8 protein-coding genes and 1 pseudogene are annotated in these 15,278 nt (G+C 45.6%); 7 read left to right on the top strand and 2 right to left on the bottom strand.

Annotated features, from left to right (window positions below):
• Positions 1-579 precede the first annotated feature (579 nt).
• The 5 genes from GQS54_RS18670 to GQS54_RS18650 all read left to right on the top strand — a co-directional run bounded on the left by GQS54_RS18670 (position 580) and on the right by GQS54_RS18650 (position 11,326).
• A complete protein-coding gene (locus GQS54_RS18670; protein WP_166425442.1) occupies positions 580-4,299 on the top strand; it encodes a TonB-dependent receptor in 3,720 nt (1,239 codons plus the stop codon).
• A gap of 106 nt (positions 4,300-4,405) precedes the next feature.
• Entirely contained in the window at positions 4,406-6,154 is a 1,749-nt protein-coding gene (locus GQS54_RS18665; RefSeq protein WP_166425441.1) for an Ig-like domain-containing protein, read from the top strand.
• 727 nt (positions 6,155-6,881) lie between these two features.
• Complete coding sequence (locus GQS54_RS18660; RefSeq protein WP_166425440.1) at positions 6,882-9,014, top strand: TonB-dependent siderophore receptor; 2,133 nt, start codon at positions 6,882-6,884, stop codon at positions 9,012-9,014.
• Positions 9,015-9,072: 58 nt separating this feature from the next.
• On the top strand, positions 9,073-10,005 hold the full coding sequence (locus tag GQS54_RS18655; RefSeq protein WP_166425439.1) for a glyoxylate/hydroxypyruvate reductase A: 933 nt from the start codon (positions 9,073-9,075) through the stop codon (positions 10,003-10,005).
• 55 nt (positions 10,006-10,060) lie between these two features.
• Positions 10,061-11,326, top strand: a complete 1,266-nt coding sequence (locus GQS54_RS18650; RefSeq protein WP_166425438.1) for a heparan-alpha-glucosaminide N-acetyltransferase domain-containing protein — start codon at positions 10,061-10,063, stop codon at positions 11,324-11,326.
• 60 nt (positions 11,327-11,386) lie between these two features.
• Here GQS54_RS18650 and GQS54_RS18645 read toward each other — a convergent pair whose 3' ends face one another.
• Complete coding sequence (locus tag GQS54_RS18645) at positions 11,387-12,313, bottom strand: bestrophin family ion channel (protein WP_166425437.1); 927 nt, start codon at positions 12,311-12,313, stop codon at positions 11,387-11,389.
• A gap of 226 nt (positions 12,314-12,539) precedes the next feature.
• Between GQS54_RS18645 and GQS54_RS18640 the strand changes: the two genes are divergently transcribed.
• Complete coding sequence (locus GQS54_RS18640) at positions 12,540-13,847, top strand: TIGR00366 family protein (RefSeq protein ID WP_166425436.1); 1,308 nt, start codon at positions 12,540-12,542, stop codon at positions 13,845-13,847.
• 110 nt (positions 13,848-13,957) lie between these two features.
• Positions 13,958-14,220, top strand: a pseudogene (locus GQS54_RS18635) (LysR family transcriptional regulator); the annotation flags it as partial.
• A 129-nt stretch (positions 14,221-14,349) separates the two neighbouring features.
• On the opposite strand, the gene fghA reads toward GQS54_RS18635, so the two are convergent.
• Complete coding sequence (gene fghA / locus GQS54_RS18630) at positions 14,350-15,189, bottom strand: S-formylglutathione hydrolase (protein WP_166425435.1); 840 nt, start codon at positions 15,187-15,189, stop codon at positions 14,350-14,352.
• Positions 15,190-15,278: the final 89 nt, after the last annotated feature.

Here is a 15,278-nt window from a genome sequence, read left to right as displayed (position 1 = left end):
AATTTAAATCATCAGTACAATTGGTTTACGAAACGGTTCGATTAATACTCACCACCATTGATATGTGCTACTGACGCTTTTCTAATAATTTTAATGTGTATTTTTTAATGCATCGGTCTGTACCGCTCACCCACGTTAAAAGCTCAACTTTTGCTTCTGTTAAGTGATTGCTATTTATCGTAAAAGATAAAATCTTACATGCCAGTGACTGTCTTAATAGGTCGGATAGGCTCGCACCTCCAATCGCACAATGTTAAATATAAGTTAACAAATGACTTGCTCTCGTAAACATCATATGTTTATATTTATATGAGATTTGAAAAATACAGTATCGAATACGTTTAAATGAGTTTGATACCAAAGGGGCATCTTTGAACCCGATCCCCTAGTGGTTGAATACATATTTATCGGCTAACGCGACACTCGCTAGCGAATGACCAAGCACCTATTAGCACAAAGGATGTACGACACATCATCGGATAAAGGCTAGGTCAGGTGTTCGAATTTATAGATGAAGCACACTCATCTGCTTTGTTGACACGCATGTAAATAGTTTAAAAACAGAACGTGGGAAATATCATGAGAACACACTTCAAACTAAGCGCCTTATCATTGGCGGTCATGACTACATTCATGAGCACACACACCATTGCCCAGGAAAATGAGCAGCAAACAGCACAACCGGCTCAAACTGCACAAGCCTCGGATGAAGATCTTGAGGACATTGAAATTATTGACGTCACTGGTTTTCGCAGTAGTTTAGTAAAATCAATGAATCAAAAACGCTTTTCTGACACGGTTAGTGATTCAATTCACGCAGAAGATGTGGGTAAATCTACCGACCAAAACATCGCTGATGCATTATCCCGCGTGACTGGTGTTACGGTGCAAGAAGAGGCCGGTGAAGGGACACGTATTTCTGTGCGCGGCGCGGGCCCCTCGTTGAACCAGATTTCCATCAACGGCGTGGCCTTAACCGGTGGTATCAGTAATGACGGTTCAGATAACAACGCAGCCAATAACAACAGCGTCGATTTAAGTTCATTCTCATCAGATATTCTCTCGTCAATTGACGTCGTAAAGACCGCTGCAGCAGACCAAGATGAAGGCTCGCTGGGCGCAAACATTATGTTAAGGACAATCAGGCCACTTGACCTAAACAAACCAAGAAGATCTTTTACTATTGAAGGTCGCTACAATGAATTTGCAGATGACAGTGACTACAGAATAAATGGTAGTTTCGCCGATAAGTACTTTGACGAAAAACTGGGTTTTATCATTACCGCGTCTAGAGACGTGCAAAACACGCGTCAGGATAGAATTTCAACTAACTTTGAAACTGGCGCCATTCCAATTAATGATCTCAATGATGGTGGGCGTACCGCAACAGATTTAGCCACAGGCAAGCCCATTCGCGTGCTGGGATACCAGCGTGATGACCAAGGCAACGTGCTGTTAGATGATAGCGGTCAAGCTTTAGTGAACCCTATTGAGAGCTTAGTAGATTACGACCCTGCAACTCAACAACTCGTTGAGGGAGACCTATTCGTTTTAGCCAGAGACTCTATTAATTTTGGCTTAGACACAGATAAGCGCGAGCGTTTTTCATTATCGACGGGCTTGCAATATCGCCCTAATGAAAAAACGGATATTCAATGGGATGTGACCTATACCAAACAGGATATTTTGGAAGATAACCAAAGCCTTAATATGAACATCTCGCCGCTGGTGTTAATTCACCCTGATGATGATAATACCGCGCTTAACGTGGTTGATCTTGGTACTAATACATTGGAACGCGCCACAAGTCGTTCTATTACGGGTGGAACGAACCGAACAACTGGGTTACGTGAAATCGAAACAAAAGTCAGCACAGTTGATTTCACCCATCACCTTACTGATAACCTGACGGTCAATTTGATCGCTGGTTACTCACAAACCGTAGATGAAACCCCCGATGATGACGAGAAAGACAGGTTTCTTTCAATCGGCACCGCCCAGTGGGGCACAGCAGGCAGAAATGCGGTAGAAGCGCAGCCTGATGAAATACTAGAACTGGTTGGTTACGATTGTTCAACAGGCTCGACTGCAGATTGTGATTATTTTAGCGGGTCCACGCTTGCTCAGTTCGATGCATTTGACGGATCTGTTACCTCAGTAACCAGCCGTTTTAATCCCTTCGATTTAGAGCACAACCATTTAGGCCAATTAGTCTTTCGTAAAAACAAACTGACTGACACCAACAAATCAGTATTTTTAAACTTTGACTGGGTGCTTGACTATGAGCATGTACGCTCTGTTGAATTTGGTGCCAAGTGGGCTGACCGTTCTCGTGACGTCAGCATCGAAAATACTCGTATCACCAATGGTGAAGATTTAATTGATGTTGATGACCCGTCTGCTCCCTTTGAAGTCAGAGGACTTGCCACTATTCGAGTGGCTGACATCATCAGCAGTGACGCGTTTCCCTATAACAACTTTGGTGAAGACTTGCAGGCTAACCGCAGCAATGCGCTGTTTGGTGGGTGGCCATTACTCGACTCCCAAAGAGCGCTTGAATTAGTCGGCGGTAAAAATGCCGGTGAGCTAGGCGTTAATCGTTCAAGCGCGGGTAGCCGTGAGATTGCCACCGAGACAATGGCTGCTTATGTAAAAACTAACTTTGAGTTTTTTGATGGCAAGCTTACCGGAAACATAGGCGTGCGCTACGTTCGCGATGAATCTGAAGCGTCAGGTTTAGGCAGCATTAATTACATTCGCGCCCCACAAATGCTTGACCCTTACGATCTCATTGTGACCAGAGGGCTTGCCAACATGAGTAACCCCGCCTGTCCTGAAGCAGTGATCAGCAACAACGATACCCGCTTTACGCCAGAGAATGACGACCAGTTAAGAAACTGTTGGGCATCTGCCGTTACTCACGGATACAACTTTAATAATCAGGCAACGATTCCTTACGATCAAGCCACAGGACAATTCCTTATTCCAGGAGCCGATGGACAAACTGGTCCTGATGTTAACAGGCTACTATTCGTAGACGCATCTGGAAACATCATTACTAGCAACGCATTACCGTCACTAATTTACGACCAAAACGGCAACTTAGTACCAACCAGCCCATCAGAATGGGCGAGATTCAACTCAAATGGGTTGATCTGGCCTTTCCTAGATAGAAGCACAGCCTTTACTGGGCCAAATGGCACCGGCCAAGAAGTGCAACAACGAGAAGCGCCGGTTTCAGATACCGGCACTAATGATGCTTGGCTGCCTAGTTTGTCACTTAACTACGCGTTGGACGAAGACACTATTCTACGATTTGCCGCCACAAGAACCATGACACGTCCAAGCTTTGACTCATTGAACCCTGGTAACAGTATTCGCGAACAACAATTTGGCGCAGGAAATGGCCGTGCGGGGAATACTCAATTAGAGAACTTAACCTCTACCAACTTCGATTTCTCTTATGAATGGTACTTCAACGAATCTGGCTTATTATCTGCTGCGCTGTTTTACAAAGACATGAAAGACTTTGAAGAAACGATTGTTACCCCGTTTCACTACAGAGATGTGCGCGACCAAATCGATTTAAAGAGTGCTGATTTGTTGTTGGACTTCGATCCTAATCGCACGCCAGGTGACGAAGATAATTGTCACCCATTACGTTATGCGGCAGGCTTCTTCGACAAATGGACCATAGAATGTGATGTGGTTAACATCGCCACCGTAACCAACGGGGACGGTGCCACCATTAAAGGTTTAGAATTAGGCTACACGCAAAACTATACGATGTTGCCAGGTTTATTCTCTGCCCTTGGGGTTAGTGTTAACTACACCTATCAAGATTCGGAATCAGAAGCACAAGAAATCGGCTCAACCGGTCGCTTTTTACGCCCTCTACCTCAGCCATTTACTCCCCAACATTCAGCAAATATGACGATATTTTGGGAAAAAGACGGCATACAGCTGCGCTTAGCGAATCGTTATACCGATGTGCAAGCGGTTTCGAGAAACAACAGCGGTGCGATATGGCAAGAAGCGAGTACTCGACTTGATTTTAGTGGTAGCTACGCAATCAACAAGAATTTCACAGTGACGTTTAATGCGTTGAATCTAACCGATGAAACAAGACGGAATTTCTATACCGCTTCAGGGGCTGTTGATGCAACAAATCTTAATTCTCAAGAAGTAGTACTGGACGAAGGTAATGTCTTTGACGACAGCAGCATAACAACCAATAGAACGACTGCGCTGTTCAAAACAGGTCGTCAGTTCCGTATCGGCTTACGCGGTACGTTCTAACACGCCTTAGTCAATAACACTTTAAGAACAGGTTGAGCCCTTTGCGCTCGTATAGTCCGCTCACATCGTGAGCTCAACCTAAATAACAGAATTTTGGAGAAGTAAGATGAAAAAACACTTACTAGTAAACAAAGTAACGGCAGCCATGCTTACCACTTTCTTAGCCGGATGTGGCGGTGGCACCGATGAAGGATACGACCCTGGCTTTTCTGCTTCCGATATTGTGACTTTCGAAGCTGCAGAGCTCAGCGCCTCTTTTGATGAAGAAACCGGTATGCAAGAAGTTGATTTGCTGGCTGGCGCAACAGCTGATGGCAAGCCATTGACGGGCAACATCAACATTTCAGACTTCAACTTCACAGCGGATCAAAACTTCATAACCCCGCAAGTGAGAGGCAACGGATTAGCCAATCAGACTGTGTCGCCGTTCTCTGAACAAGACGCTAAATTGATTATTGATACCGATAAATTTGCCGATCAACTCAGTACCTGTGACACCACCGACCTAAGGGGCGGACCGCGGGATGAGAATGATAATCCGACACCGGATGGATTTTTAGACAAGCCAGCTCAAGTAACCTATACAATTGATTTCGCCGTTGACAACGGTTTTGATCTGCCCGCTGGGCAAGTACTACCAAGACGTACGCTAACATTGACGATGAACGCAGTATTTGATGCTGTTCAAAGCGTTACGGCTGAGCCGATTCGCGTACTAATGGGGCAAGAAGCGCAGCTTTTTGCCACTGTGTTACCTGAAAAAGCCTGCTCGCAAGGGCTAAACTATACAATTGCCGACCCGTCTATCGCCACTATTGATAATATGGGTAATATCACCACGCTACAAGCAGGACAAACAACCGTCATTGTCGCCAGTACTGACTCGCCCGATAAATCTGTTACGGTAAATTTAGAGGTCTTTTCAGAGTTTACCTTGGCTATCACGAACAGAGATGTGGATAGTAATGGCTTACCGAGTGATATGAAAGAGGTGCCAGCTTGTGTAACCGCTGGTTTTAATGTTACCCCGACTCCCGCATTTGGAGACACATTAACCGGCGATTATGCTTATAACTGGACATCAAGCAACGAAATGGACTTCCCTGCTAGCGCTGTAAATTACGGCGAGAGTGGCGTTGGTATGTTCTCAGTGGGTGATGCTTCAACCGTTGGTTTTACTTTTGATGCGACCGTTTCTTTAGACTCTGGCGATACGGGTGCAACTGTATTTGCAGATGTAGCCAGTCAAAACGTTACCGCCACTGTAATAAGAAACCTGATGTGCGAAACTGGTGAATCAGCTCACCCAGCAGGGTTTAACACCGACTTTAACCTTGATGGCGCAGGCGCCCCTTGGAAAGGTGGCACAGTGATCGCTTCTGACGATAGCCTTTCAGGTAGCGCGCTAGAAGTGACCGCAGGCGATGGCGAATCGACTAATATCGTTCAGCAAGTGTTTAACAAACAAAGAAATTGGCACAGTGCAACATATGGCTTAGGCGGAAGCTCTATCGGCCAGACCTACAAATATTCAGTCTGGGTAAAACTGCCGGTGCTACCGACACAAGACATCACCCTTAAGCATGTATTGTTAGCATGGACTTATGAAGGCGGCCCAAGTGGACCAGGCTTTGACTTGAGAAAGCCCACCGCTGGTATCTTGTCTGCGACGTTGCAGAAAACCACACAATGGCAATTGGTTGAATTTATCAATGAAGCAACAGGCAACAGAGAATGGTCTGTTCCACCTGAGTGGAATGTATCCACCGATGTGTTCCAGTTTTGGGAAATCTATGGCTTGCCTGAAGGCGAGAAGATCCTACTCGACGAATACGCTGCTATGCCAGTACAGTAAACTTAGCTTTATTGATTCTCAGCCACACTCGGACTCGTTCCAGTGTGGCTTTTTTGTGCCTGTTCAATTTATTTGCTACTTCGCACTTACCCTACCCTCTAAATACTGACGTCCCATCTATTTTCGAGCCGACAGAGAAATTGTTGCTTGGCGGCAAATATACGCTCACCGAAACTACAAGACGGATAATACCAACTCCAGCAAATAATTAACCACTCAGCGAAAATTTAAAAGGACTCAATCAAGGCGTTTGAATGATAGCCCTTTATTAAAAACCCATGGTGCTCTTTCAAGTGCGAGCAACACAGAGTAAGTCCTTTTAAAATTAGCCCGAAGGGAAATCCCCAGCGGCTTTTGTAATGCGTTCTCGGTATTTGAAAGGGAACAACCCTTATTTCACACCGACGCCTTGTTCAAGGCCCGCTGGATGAATTCTGAAAGGGCAATTATTTATTGGAATGGGTATAACTGACTCTGAGGCTTTCATTTTGGCCAATGTCATTTCAACTCATGGGGAAGCAATAAACTCGAGACAATATAGGTTTTATTAAGGGGGTAGCAGAGGTAATTAACAGCTAAAAGAAAGTGCAAGAGTAAAGAACAGTTCACACTACTTTTAATTTGTTATAGTATAACATATCATTAAAACCTTATATTCAAGTCAAGCATCTAAGGCCACACAAAACAAAGCCACAACTATAAATGGCGATCAATAAAGAGCGAAAAAATGAAATATCACTTACCATATTGCCAACGTTTATTAGTGGCATCTCTTTCAATTACATTAAGTTTTAATGCGTCAGCGCAACAAAAAACAACCGACAATGACGAATTGGAACACCTTGAAATCAGGCATCATAAACAACCCTACCGCGGTGATGTGCCCCTTAAATCAACGCCGCAAGCGGTGAGTGTCGTTTCGGGTGAGTTATTGCAAGATGCTGGGATAGTTGATTTTCAAAACGCATTGGACTTTTCAAGCGGTATTGTGCGCCAGAATTCGTTTGGCGGCATGTGGGACAGCTTCGCCATTCGCGGCTTTGCCGGTGATGAAAATTTGCCTTCTGGTTACTTAGTCAATGGCTTTAGCGCAGGGCGCGGTTACAGCGGACGCCGTGATACATCCAATGTACAGAGTATCGAGATACTTAAAGGCCCAGGCTCGGCTTTATACGGACGCAGTGAGCCAGGCGGCACCATTAATATTATTACCAAAAAGCCGCAGTTCTTCGAAGAGGGATATATTCAGGCGTCTGTGGGAAATTATGACACCTACCGCGTAGAAGGTGATTACACCAATGCCATCACTAGCGATTTAGCATTTCGGATAAATGGCTCTTATCAAGATGCAGGCAGTTTTCGCGATACGGTTCAAAGCAAAAAACTTTCGGTGACGCCGTCCGTTCTGTACAAAATAAGTGAAAACACTAGTGTCAGCTACGAAGTTGAAGTACTCGACCAAGAAACCCCGTTCGATCGCGGTGTTGTTATCTTAAATAACAACTTTGATACCGTCCCCCCAGAACGTTTTTTAGGGGAAGAAAACGATGGGCCAATGGATATTAAAGCCACTGGCCATCAATTAGTCCTGCAGCATCATTTCAACAACAATTGGGATTTACTCGCTGGAATTGGCTACCGTGACTCGTCGTTTGAAGGCTTCGCATCTGAAGTGGAGTTATCCTCTTCGAGACAACTTTTATACGTTGACGGCGAGACGGTTACCCGTTTTCGTCGTTATCGTGATTATGATGCCACGGATTTATCAGGGCGCGTTGAATTAAGCGGCACATTTATTACCGGCAGCTTGAAGCACCATGTACTTATCGGTTTAGATGCCTACGATTATCAGCTCGATTCCTACCAAGAGCGTTGGCGCACAGCGTTTGGCACCGGCGACACCACCTATTCAATTAATTTATTCAATCCGGTTTATGGTCAAGTTGCCCCGCAAGGCTCGCCCATTCAGGATAATACCGAAGAGCAAACCTCATACGGTACCTACCTGCAAGACCAAATCGACGTAAGCGAAAACTGGAAGGTGTTACTCGGTTTGCGTGTTGATAAGTTCGAGCAAGACTTGACCAACGGCTTAACAGAGTCAACGGTCAATCAAAAACAGACAGCCACCAGCCCCCGTGTTGGTTTGGTGTATGAAGCGAACGACTATATTACCTTGTATTCCAGCTACGCCGAGGGTTTTAGGCCCAATTCAGGCTCTGATGTAAACGGCACTTCATTTGAGCCAGAAGAAAGCAAATCCTACGAAGTCGGCATGAAATGGGCCACGCCCGGTGATGTCTTCACTGGTACACTTGCTGTGTACAAAGCTGAAAAAAGTAACGTATTAACGTCTGACCCGGTCAATTCTGGCTTCTCAGCCGCTTTAGGCGAGGCTGAAAGTAAAGGCGTAGAACTTGATATTACTGCGGCTTTAAGTGACTCAACCACACTGAGCGCAGCCTATGCCTACACAGATGCCTATACCGCAAACGACGTGATCAACGCTGATTGGGGCGTGGCTATTCCGGCAGGGAGTAAGTTAATTAACGTAGCCAAAAACAGCGCTAACCTGACGTTACGCCATTTCTTCGAACTGGCGGGTAACGAAGCCGACATTGGTGCAAGCGTCAATTATGTAGGCGAGCGATTAGGCGAAACCATTGACCCCAATTACATTTTACCCTCGTACACTCTAATGCGTGCATTTGGCTCAATGCAGGTTAGTGAAAAAGTCAAAGTGATGTTCGACATCGACAACTTATTCGATGAAGAGTACTACGCCAGTTCTTATTCAGCACTTTGGACCATGCCTGGCTCACCGCGCAATTATCGTGTCAGTGTAAGCTACCAATTTTAAGGGAACTCAGGATAGGATATAAGCTCACAGTTAAAAACGTAAACACGAGGCAAGTACCATGACTACCCATGTTCTATTTCGCGGCCCACAATCCCGTAACGACAACTGGCGCACGCTGTTCGCTGATGCCCTGCCCGGCGTGACGTGGTACCACTGGCCAAATATCGAAGATAAATCAGCAATAGAGCTTATGATTGTCTGGAAACTGCCCCGTGATTACCAGCAAGATTACCCTAACCTCAAAGTGATTTTTTCAGTTGGGGCAGGTGTCGACCAGCTGGATTTAGCCAGCGTACCAGAGCATATTCAAGTGGTACGCATGCTTGACCCGGGTATTGTTAAAGGAATGAGCGAATTTATTGCCATGCATGTTCTGAATATTCACCGTGATACCTTTAGCTATATCAATGCGAATAAGACCTGTACGTGGCAGCCAATACCCACGATGGAAAACAAGCAAAGGCGGATCGGAGTCTTCGGGTTAGGTCATTTGGGCCAAGCTGCAGCGAAAACGGTTTTAGAGCTAGGCTTTAGTGTAAATGGCTGGAGCCGCAGCCCCAAAAAAATGGAACAGGTAAATTGCTTTAGTGGCGAAGCTGAATTGCCTACTTTCTTAGCGCAAACCGATATTCTGGTGTGCTTAGTGCCACTCACGCCTGACACCCGAGGCATTCTTAATATTCATACCCTTAGCCAATTACCTAAAGGCGCAAGCATTATCAATGTAGGGCGCGGCGAGCAGCTCGTTCCTGATGATTTACTGACGTTACTTAATCAGCAATATTTAGCCTACGCCGTACTCGATGTGTTTGACATCGAACCACTACCTGAAACGCATCCACTATGGCAACATTCAAATGTAGTGGTTACTCCGCATATAGCGGCTATCACGCAAGATAACAGCGCCGGCCAAGTATTGGTCAATAATGTTCAGCGCTACATTGACCGTCAGCCACTTGCTGGTTTAGTCGACAGAAAGTTAGGTTACTAAGCGATAGTAACGTTCACCTAACACGCTTATTTCAAACAGGATTTAATTTTTTTTCATGTCACAAGCTTTACCTCACCATGATGCTAGCACGAATCAGACTATTTCAAGCAACGTTAAGCCCAACACGCTAGGGCAAAGAGCTCACTCGGCGCTAGATAACCGCGCACTCGTGATCAAAAAGCGCATCGCCTCTATCGATATTTTACGCGGTTTAGTGATGCTGCTTATGCTGGTTGATCATGTGCGTGAGCGTTTTTTCTATCATCACAATGTGAGCGACCCCATGGCGCTAGATACCACCAGCACAGAGTTATTCTTCACCAGAATGACAGCACATCTGTGCGCGCCCGTATTTGTTTTCCTAACGGGTTTATCTGCTTGGCTTTACGCTCACCCGCATAATAAAGCGCCCCGTTCGGCCAGCAGCTTTCTATTTAAACGTGGGCTGTTTATTATTTTAGTAGAAGTGACCCTAATCAACTTCTCGTGGTTCGGTACTTACGATGCCTTATACCTGCAAGTGATGTGGGCCATCGGCGTCAGCATGTTGGTGTTATCCGCCATGCTGCTCGTCACAGCTAAGAGGAACATTAATTACTGGCTAATAGGAGCTTTAGGGATACTCATTGTCTGTGGGCATAACGCCCTAGGGTTCGTTCACTTCACCCCTGACGAAACCGGCTATACCCTGTGGAGCATATTGCACGACAGAGGCTGGCTTATAAATGAAGGCGCGATAAAAATTAAAGCCTCCTATCCTGTATTACCCTGGATAGGCGTGATTTTTGTGGGGTATTTTGCTGGCCCAATTTACGCTGGCAGCGTGTCATCGAGTCAACGCCAGAAAGTGCTCGTGCTCGGCGGCTTAGGCAGTTTAGGATTATTACTGGTGCTACGAGGCTTGAATATTTATGGTGAAACTCTGCCTTGGCAGTCGGGCGAAACCCTAGCCGATGGGCTGAAATCATTTGTTAATTTCACCAAATATCCACCCTCTTTAGATTATATTTTACTGACCTTAGGCATCGCTTGGCTTTTCTTATGCGCCCTTGAGAAAGTCGATAATAACCTTAGCAAAGTCATCGAACGCTTTGGCTCTGCCCCCATGTTCTTTTACATCGTGCATTTATACGTACTGCTTATTTTATACCGAGTATTATTTGCCCTATACGGGGCAAACCAAGGTGATGTTTTTGGCGTCGAGCGGGTTTGGCAAGTATGGGCTATTGCAGGGCTACTCGCCTTGGCGCTTTATTATCCGACGAGGGCGTTTTCGAAATTTAAAAAGCGCACAAGTATGCCTTGGGTAAAGTATTTTTAATTAGACAAACATTGTACTTTGCCACGCTAACCCCTCTTTGCATGTCAACGCCTAGACAGCTCAGACTAGGCGGTGATCTTGCGCTTTAATAGGCTCAGGCAGTGGTTTTTCCCCTAATATATCCAGCAAGTTTATTTCGATCGTGCGAGAGATGGCATGCAAAGGCAGGTGATTAGCAGACAGACCAAAAGGTTCGGCTAACTCTTCACTTAACGCGTCTAATCCAAAAAATGTGTAAGCAATGATCGCGCTAAACAAAGGCGTGACTAATCCTTGGGAGGCCACAATACCAAAGGGCAAAATAAAGCAGTATAAATAGGCTGTACGCTGAACAAGTAACATATACGCGAATGGCAGGGGCGTATTATGAATACGCTCACAAGACGCCTGCACATCAGCCATAGCGGTAATCTGCCGATTTAAACTGACCAACAAAATATCTGATATCCTTTTTTTGCGTTGGCACTCGGCGAGTTTTTGCCCTATCAAGCGCAATATAGCATCGGGCAAACTGTTCGCCTGTTGCAAAAACGGCATGTCGTCCTGCGTGACATACTTTTTAATATCCCCCCAAGGGTCTGACTCCCGCAATTGGTGACGCAAAGCATGGCTAAACGCGATGGTCAGATTGATGGCATATTTTTGCGCCTCTACGTCTGCGTCATCAGTACTATCAAGATAGGTCACCAACTGACGAGACAAGCTACGCGACGCTACAATCAAATGTCCCCAGTGCTTTCGCGCCTCCCACCACCGGTCATAACTCGCATTATTTCTAAAACCTAGAAACAATGACAACGCAACACCGAACAAAGCCACTGGCGCAAGGGTGAAATTGGGGAATACATTAGGAAAGAAATGCTGCGCAATAGCAACCGCCACGCCCAGCAGCGTAATAAATATAATTTTCCCGTAGATAAGCGGTAACACCGAGCCACGTAGAATAAAAAACAATCTAAATGAGTGAGGGGTATCGCGAATAATCATAAGTATCTCAAACTTGAAATGAGCTGTGCATTATAAAGAAAAACCAACGGGCTGTTTGTTAATAGATTGAATATTTAACTCTAATACTGGGCCTGATGCCGGGTTCAATGCCAAGCCATGTATCCAGTTCAGTCGCGCGCTTTCTACCAACAAAACCAAAGCATATAGCATTCACATAAAGTGCGCTAATATACGTCCTGTTATCAATATGTTATGAGCCTTTTATATGCTAAACGGTGTCGCTAAGCCTTTTATAAAACTGGTAGAACGCTATCTGCCTGATCCCTATATTTTTGTTCTCCTGTTAACGCTGATCACCATAGGCGCTGCGGTAGTATTTGAACAGCAACCTGTCTTGACCGTCATTAAACAATGGGGCGACGGTTTTTGGGGTTTGCTGAGCTTTTCTATGCAAATGCTGTTGGTACTAGTGAGCGGCTTTATGTTGGCCAACACCCCCTTAATGAAAGGCCTTTTAGGACACTTAGCGAAATTAGGGAATACCCCAGGTAAAGCCATTATTCTGGTTACATTGGTGTCACTTACGGCCAGCTGGATAAACTGGGGCTTTGGTTTAGTCATCGGGGCTTTGTTTGCCAAAGCCCTTGCCCGCAATATTCAAGTCGATTACCGACTGTTAGTGGCCAGTGCTTATTCCGGGTTTGTGGTGTGGCACGGCGGGTTAGCAGGCTCAATTCCACTGACAATCGCTACGCCTGGGCACTTTAGTGGGGACCAAATCGGCGTAATCACTACAGGCAGCACTATATTCAGCAACTTTAACCTCATTTTACTTGGCATTCTATTTGTCGTAGTGCCGCTTATTAATCGCATGATGTTACCCCCAGTTGACGAGAGCATTATCGTCAGCCCAGATAAACTGCACGACGACCCTATGCCAAGCGCCGAAAATGCTCGACCAGCGGATAAACTCGAGAACAGCACGCTGTTAGCAGTGCTGGTCGGTTTTGTGGGTATAGCCTACCTAGTAAGTTACTTTGTTCAAGGTGGCGGCCTGAATCTGAATATTGTAAACAGCCTCTTCTTATTTTTAGCCATCGTATTGCACGGCACCCCTAAACGTTTGCTGCACAGCCTTCAACAAGCTGTTCATGGTGGCAGCGGCATTATTATTCAGTTTCCATTTTACGCGGGTATTATGGCGGTTATGGTGCAATCTGGTTTAGCACAAAGTTTATCCCAATGGCTTATCAGTTTTGCAACCGCTGAGTCACTCCCCGTATGGAGCTTCATCAGTGCTGGCGTGGTGAATATCTTTGTCCCATCAGGCGGCGGGCAATGGGCGGTACAAGCCCCAGTCGTTTTACCTGCAGCGATTGAATTAGGGGCTGACGTGAGCCGCGTGGCCATGGCGGTAGCATGGGGCGATGCGTGGACAAACTTAATCCAACCGTTTTGGGCTTTGCCCGTGTTAGCCATTGCGGGGCTCAAAGCTAAAGATATTATGGGATTTTGCTTAGTTCAGCTTATCGCCACCGGGATCATTATTTCGCTAGTATTGCGCTTTGTGTAAGATTCAAAAGTTAAAAAATGGGCAGTGACTTTAGCACCTGATAATCCTGACTGATTATCTAAGGGCTTGTGTTCTATGGAGATAATGCAAACGTAACGTTATGGCGGTGATGCGTTGACGGTGAAGGAATCACTAAAAAACAGTCATTGATACCGCCCAAGATTTATTAGCTGGGAGGCTAAAACGCTTAATGCCAGAGTATAAAATTTCGTTAACGGAAATATGGTTAGTGCTACCCAGCCGCCAGTTAATTTCCCCCGCTATTCGGCTTATTCGAGATGAACTAAAACAACACATCAACGAATTAAGAACACAACTCATCGCCAGCAAACTATTGGCCGAGGAAGAGTGGCCACAAGACAAAGAAGTTTAAAATTTATTCACTTCCGCTTGGCGGCTACTGATTAGGCTGTTTAGTAGAAAGCGATTTCAACATTGATGCAGAAATCGCTTAGGTTCAACATTGTCTAATTAAGCTAACCCGCTAATTTAACCTTGTGAGCTATTCATTTAAATAAGTTGCGTGAAAGCGTAAATGCTGTTCAATAAAACTGCTGATAAAGTAGTAACTATGATCGTAACCCTCATGCAAATTCAGCGCTAACGGATAGCCGCTGGCCTTAGCTGCGCTTTGCAATACTTCAGGCTTTAGCTGCTCTGCCAAGAAGTCATCAGATGCGCCTTGATCAACCAAAGCAGGGACAAACTGTGTGGCACTGCGCATCAATTCGCTGGCATCATGTTCACGCCATTTTGCCATGTCACTACCAAGGTATGTGGTGAAGGCTTTTTGCCCCCACGGGCAGTGTACTGGGTTGCTGATCGGGCTAAATGCCGACATTGATGTATAACGTTCAGGATTGCGCATAGCGATAGTCAGTGCCCCATGGCCGCCCATTGAATGCCCTGCAATCGCGCGTTTGTCTGACACGGGAAATGTCGCTTCAATTAGTTGGGGCAATTCATTCACTACATAGTCATACATATGATAATGCCGATCCCAAGGTGCTTGGGTCGCATTCACGTAAAAGCCTGCGCCCTTACCCAAATCATAACCTTCATCATCAGCCACATCGTCACCCCTGGGGCTGGTGTCTGGTGCCACTATGGCGATGCCCAGCTGAGCTGCTATACGCAGTGCACCAGCTTTTTGCATAAAGTTCTCTTCGGTGCAGGTCAATCCAGATAACCAATACAAAACGGGCACCTTAGTACCGTTCGCGGTTTGCGGCGGTAGATAAATAGCAAAGCGCATAGTGCAATTTAAGGTCTTGGATTGATGACTATATTGTTTATGCCAGCCGCCAAAACTTTTATTGATGGATAAATTTTTGATTGTCATAAGCGTACCTAAAACTTGGCGAGACGCCGTTTGTGATTAAAACACAATATGAGAAGTGGACTGCTCACAATACAGAGCAGTCACAAAGT

It is taken from the genome of Paraglaciecola sp. 20A4 (assembly GCF_011378905.1).
Classification (GTDB): domain Bacteria; phylum Pseudomonadota; class Gammaproteobacteria; order Enterobacterales; family Alteromonadaceae; genus Paraglaciecola.
The sequence above is the reverse complement of the archived record's forward strand: the minus strand, read 5'-3'. Positions and strand labels throughout refer to the sequence as shown.

Coding starts and splice junctions, on each gene's coding strand:
- GQS54_RS18670 (WP_166425442.1), top strand. CDS start 580: ATGAGAACACACTTCAAACTAAGCGCCTTATCATTGGCGGTCATGACT.
- GQS54_RS18665 (WP_166425441.1), top strand. CDS start 4,406: ATGAAAAAACACTTACTAGTAAACAAAGTAACGGCAGCCATGCTTACC.
- GQS54_RS18660 (WP_166425440.1), top strand. CDS start 6,882: ATGAAATATCACTTACCATATTGCCAACGTTTATTAGTGGCATCTCTT.
- GQS54_RS18655 (WP_166425439.1), top strand. CDS start 9,073: ATGACTACCCATGTTCTATTTCGCGGCCCACAATCCCGTAACGACAAC.
- GQS54_RS18650 (WP_166425438.1), top strand. CDS start 10,061: ATGTCACAAGCTTTACCTCACCATGATGCTAGCACGAATCAGACTATT.
- GQS54_RS18645 (WP_166425437.1), bottom strand. CDS start 12,313: ATGATTATTCGCGATACCCCTCACTCATTTAGATTGTTTTTTATTCTA.
- GQS54_RS18640 (WP_166425436.1), top strand. CDS start 12,540: ATGCTAAACGGTGTCGCTAAGCCTTTTATAAAACTGGTAGAACGCTAT.
- fghA (WP_166425435.1), bottom strand. CDS start 15,189: ATGACAATCAAAAATTTATCCATCAATAAAAGTTTTGGCGGCTGGCAT.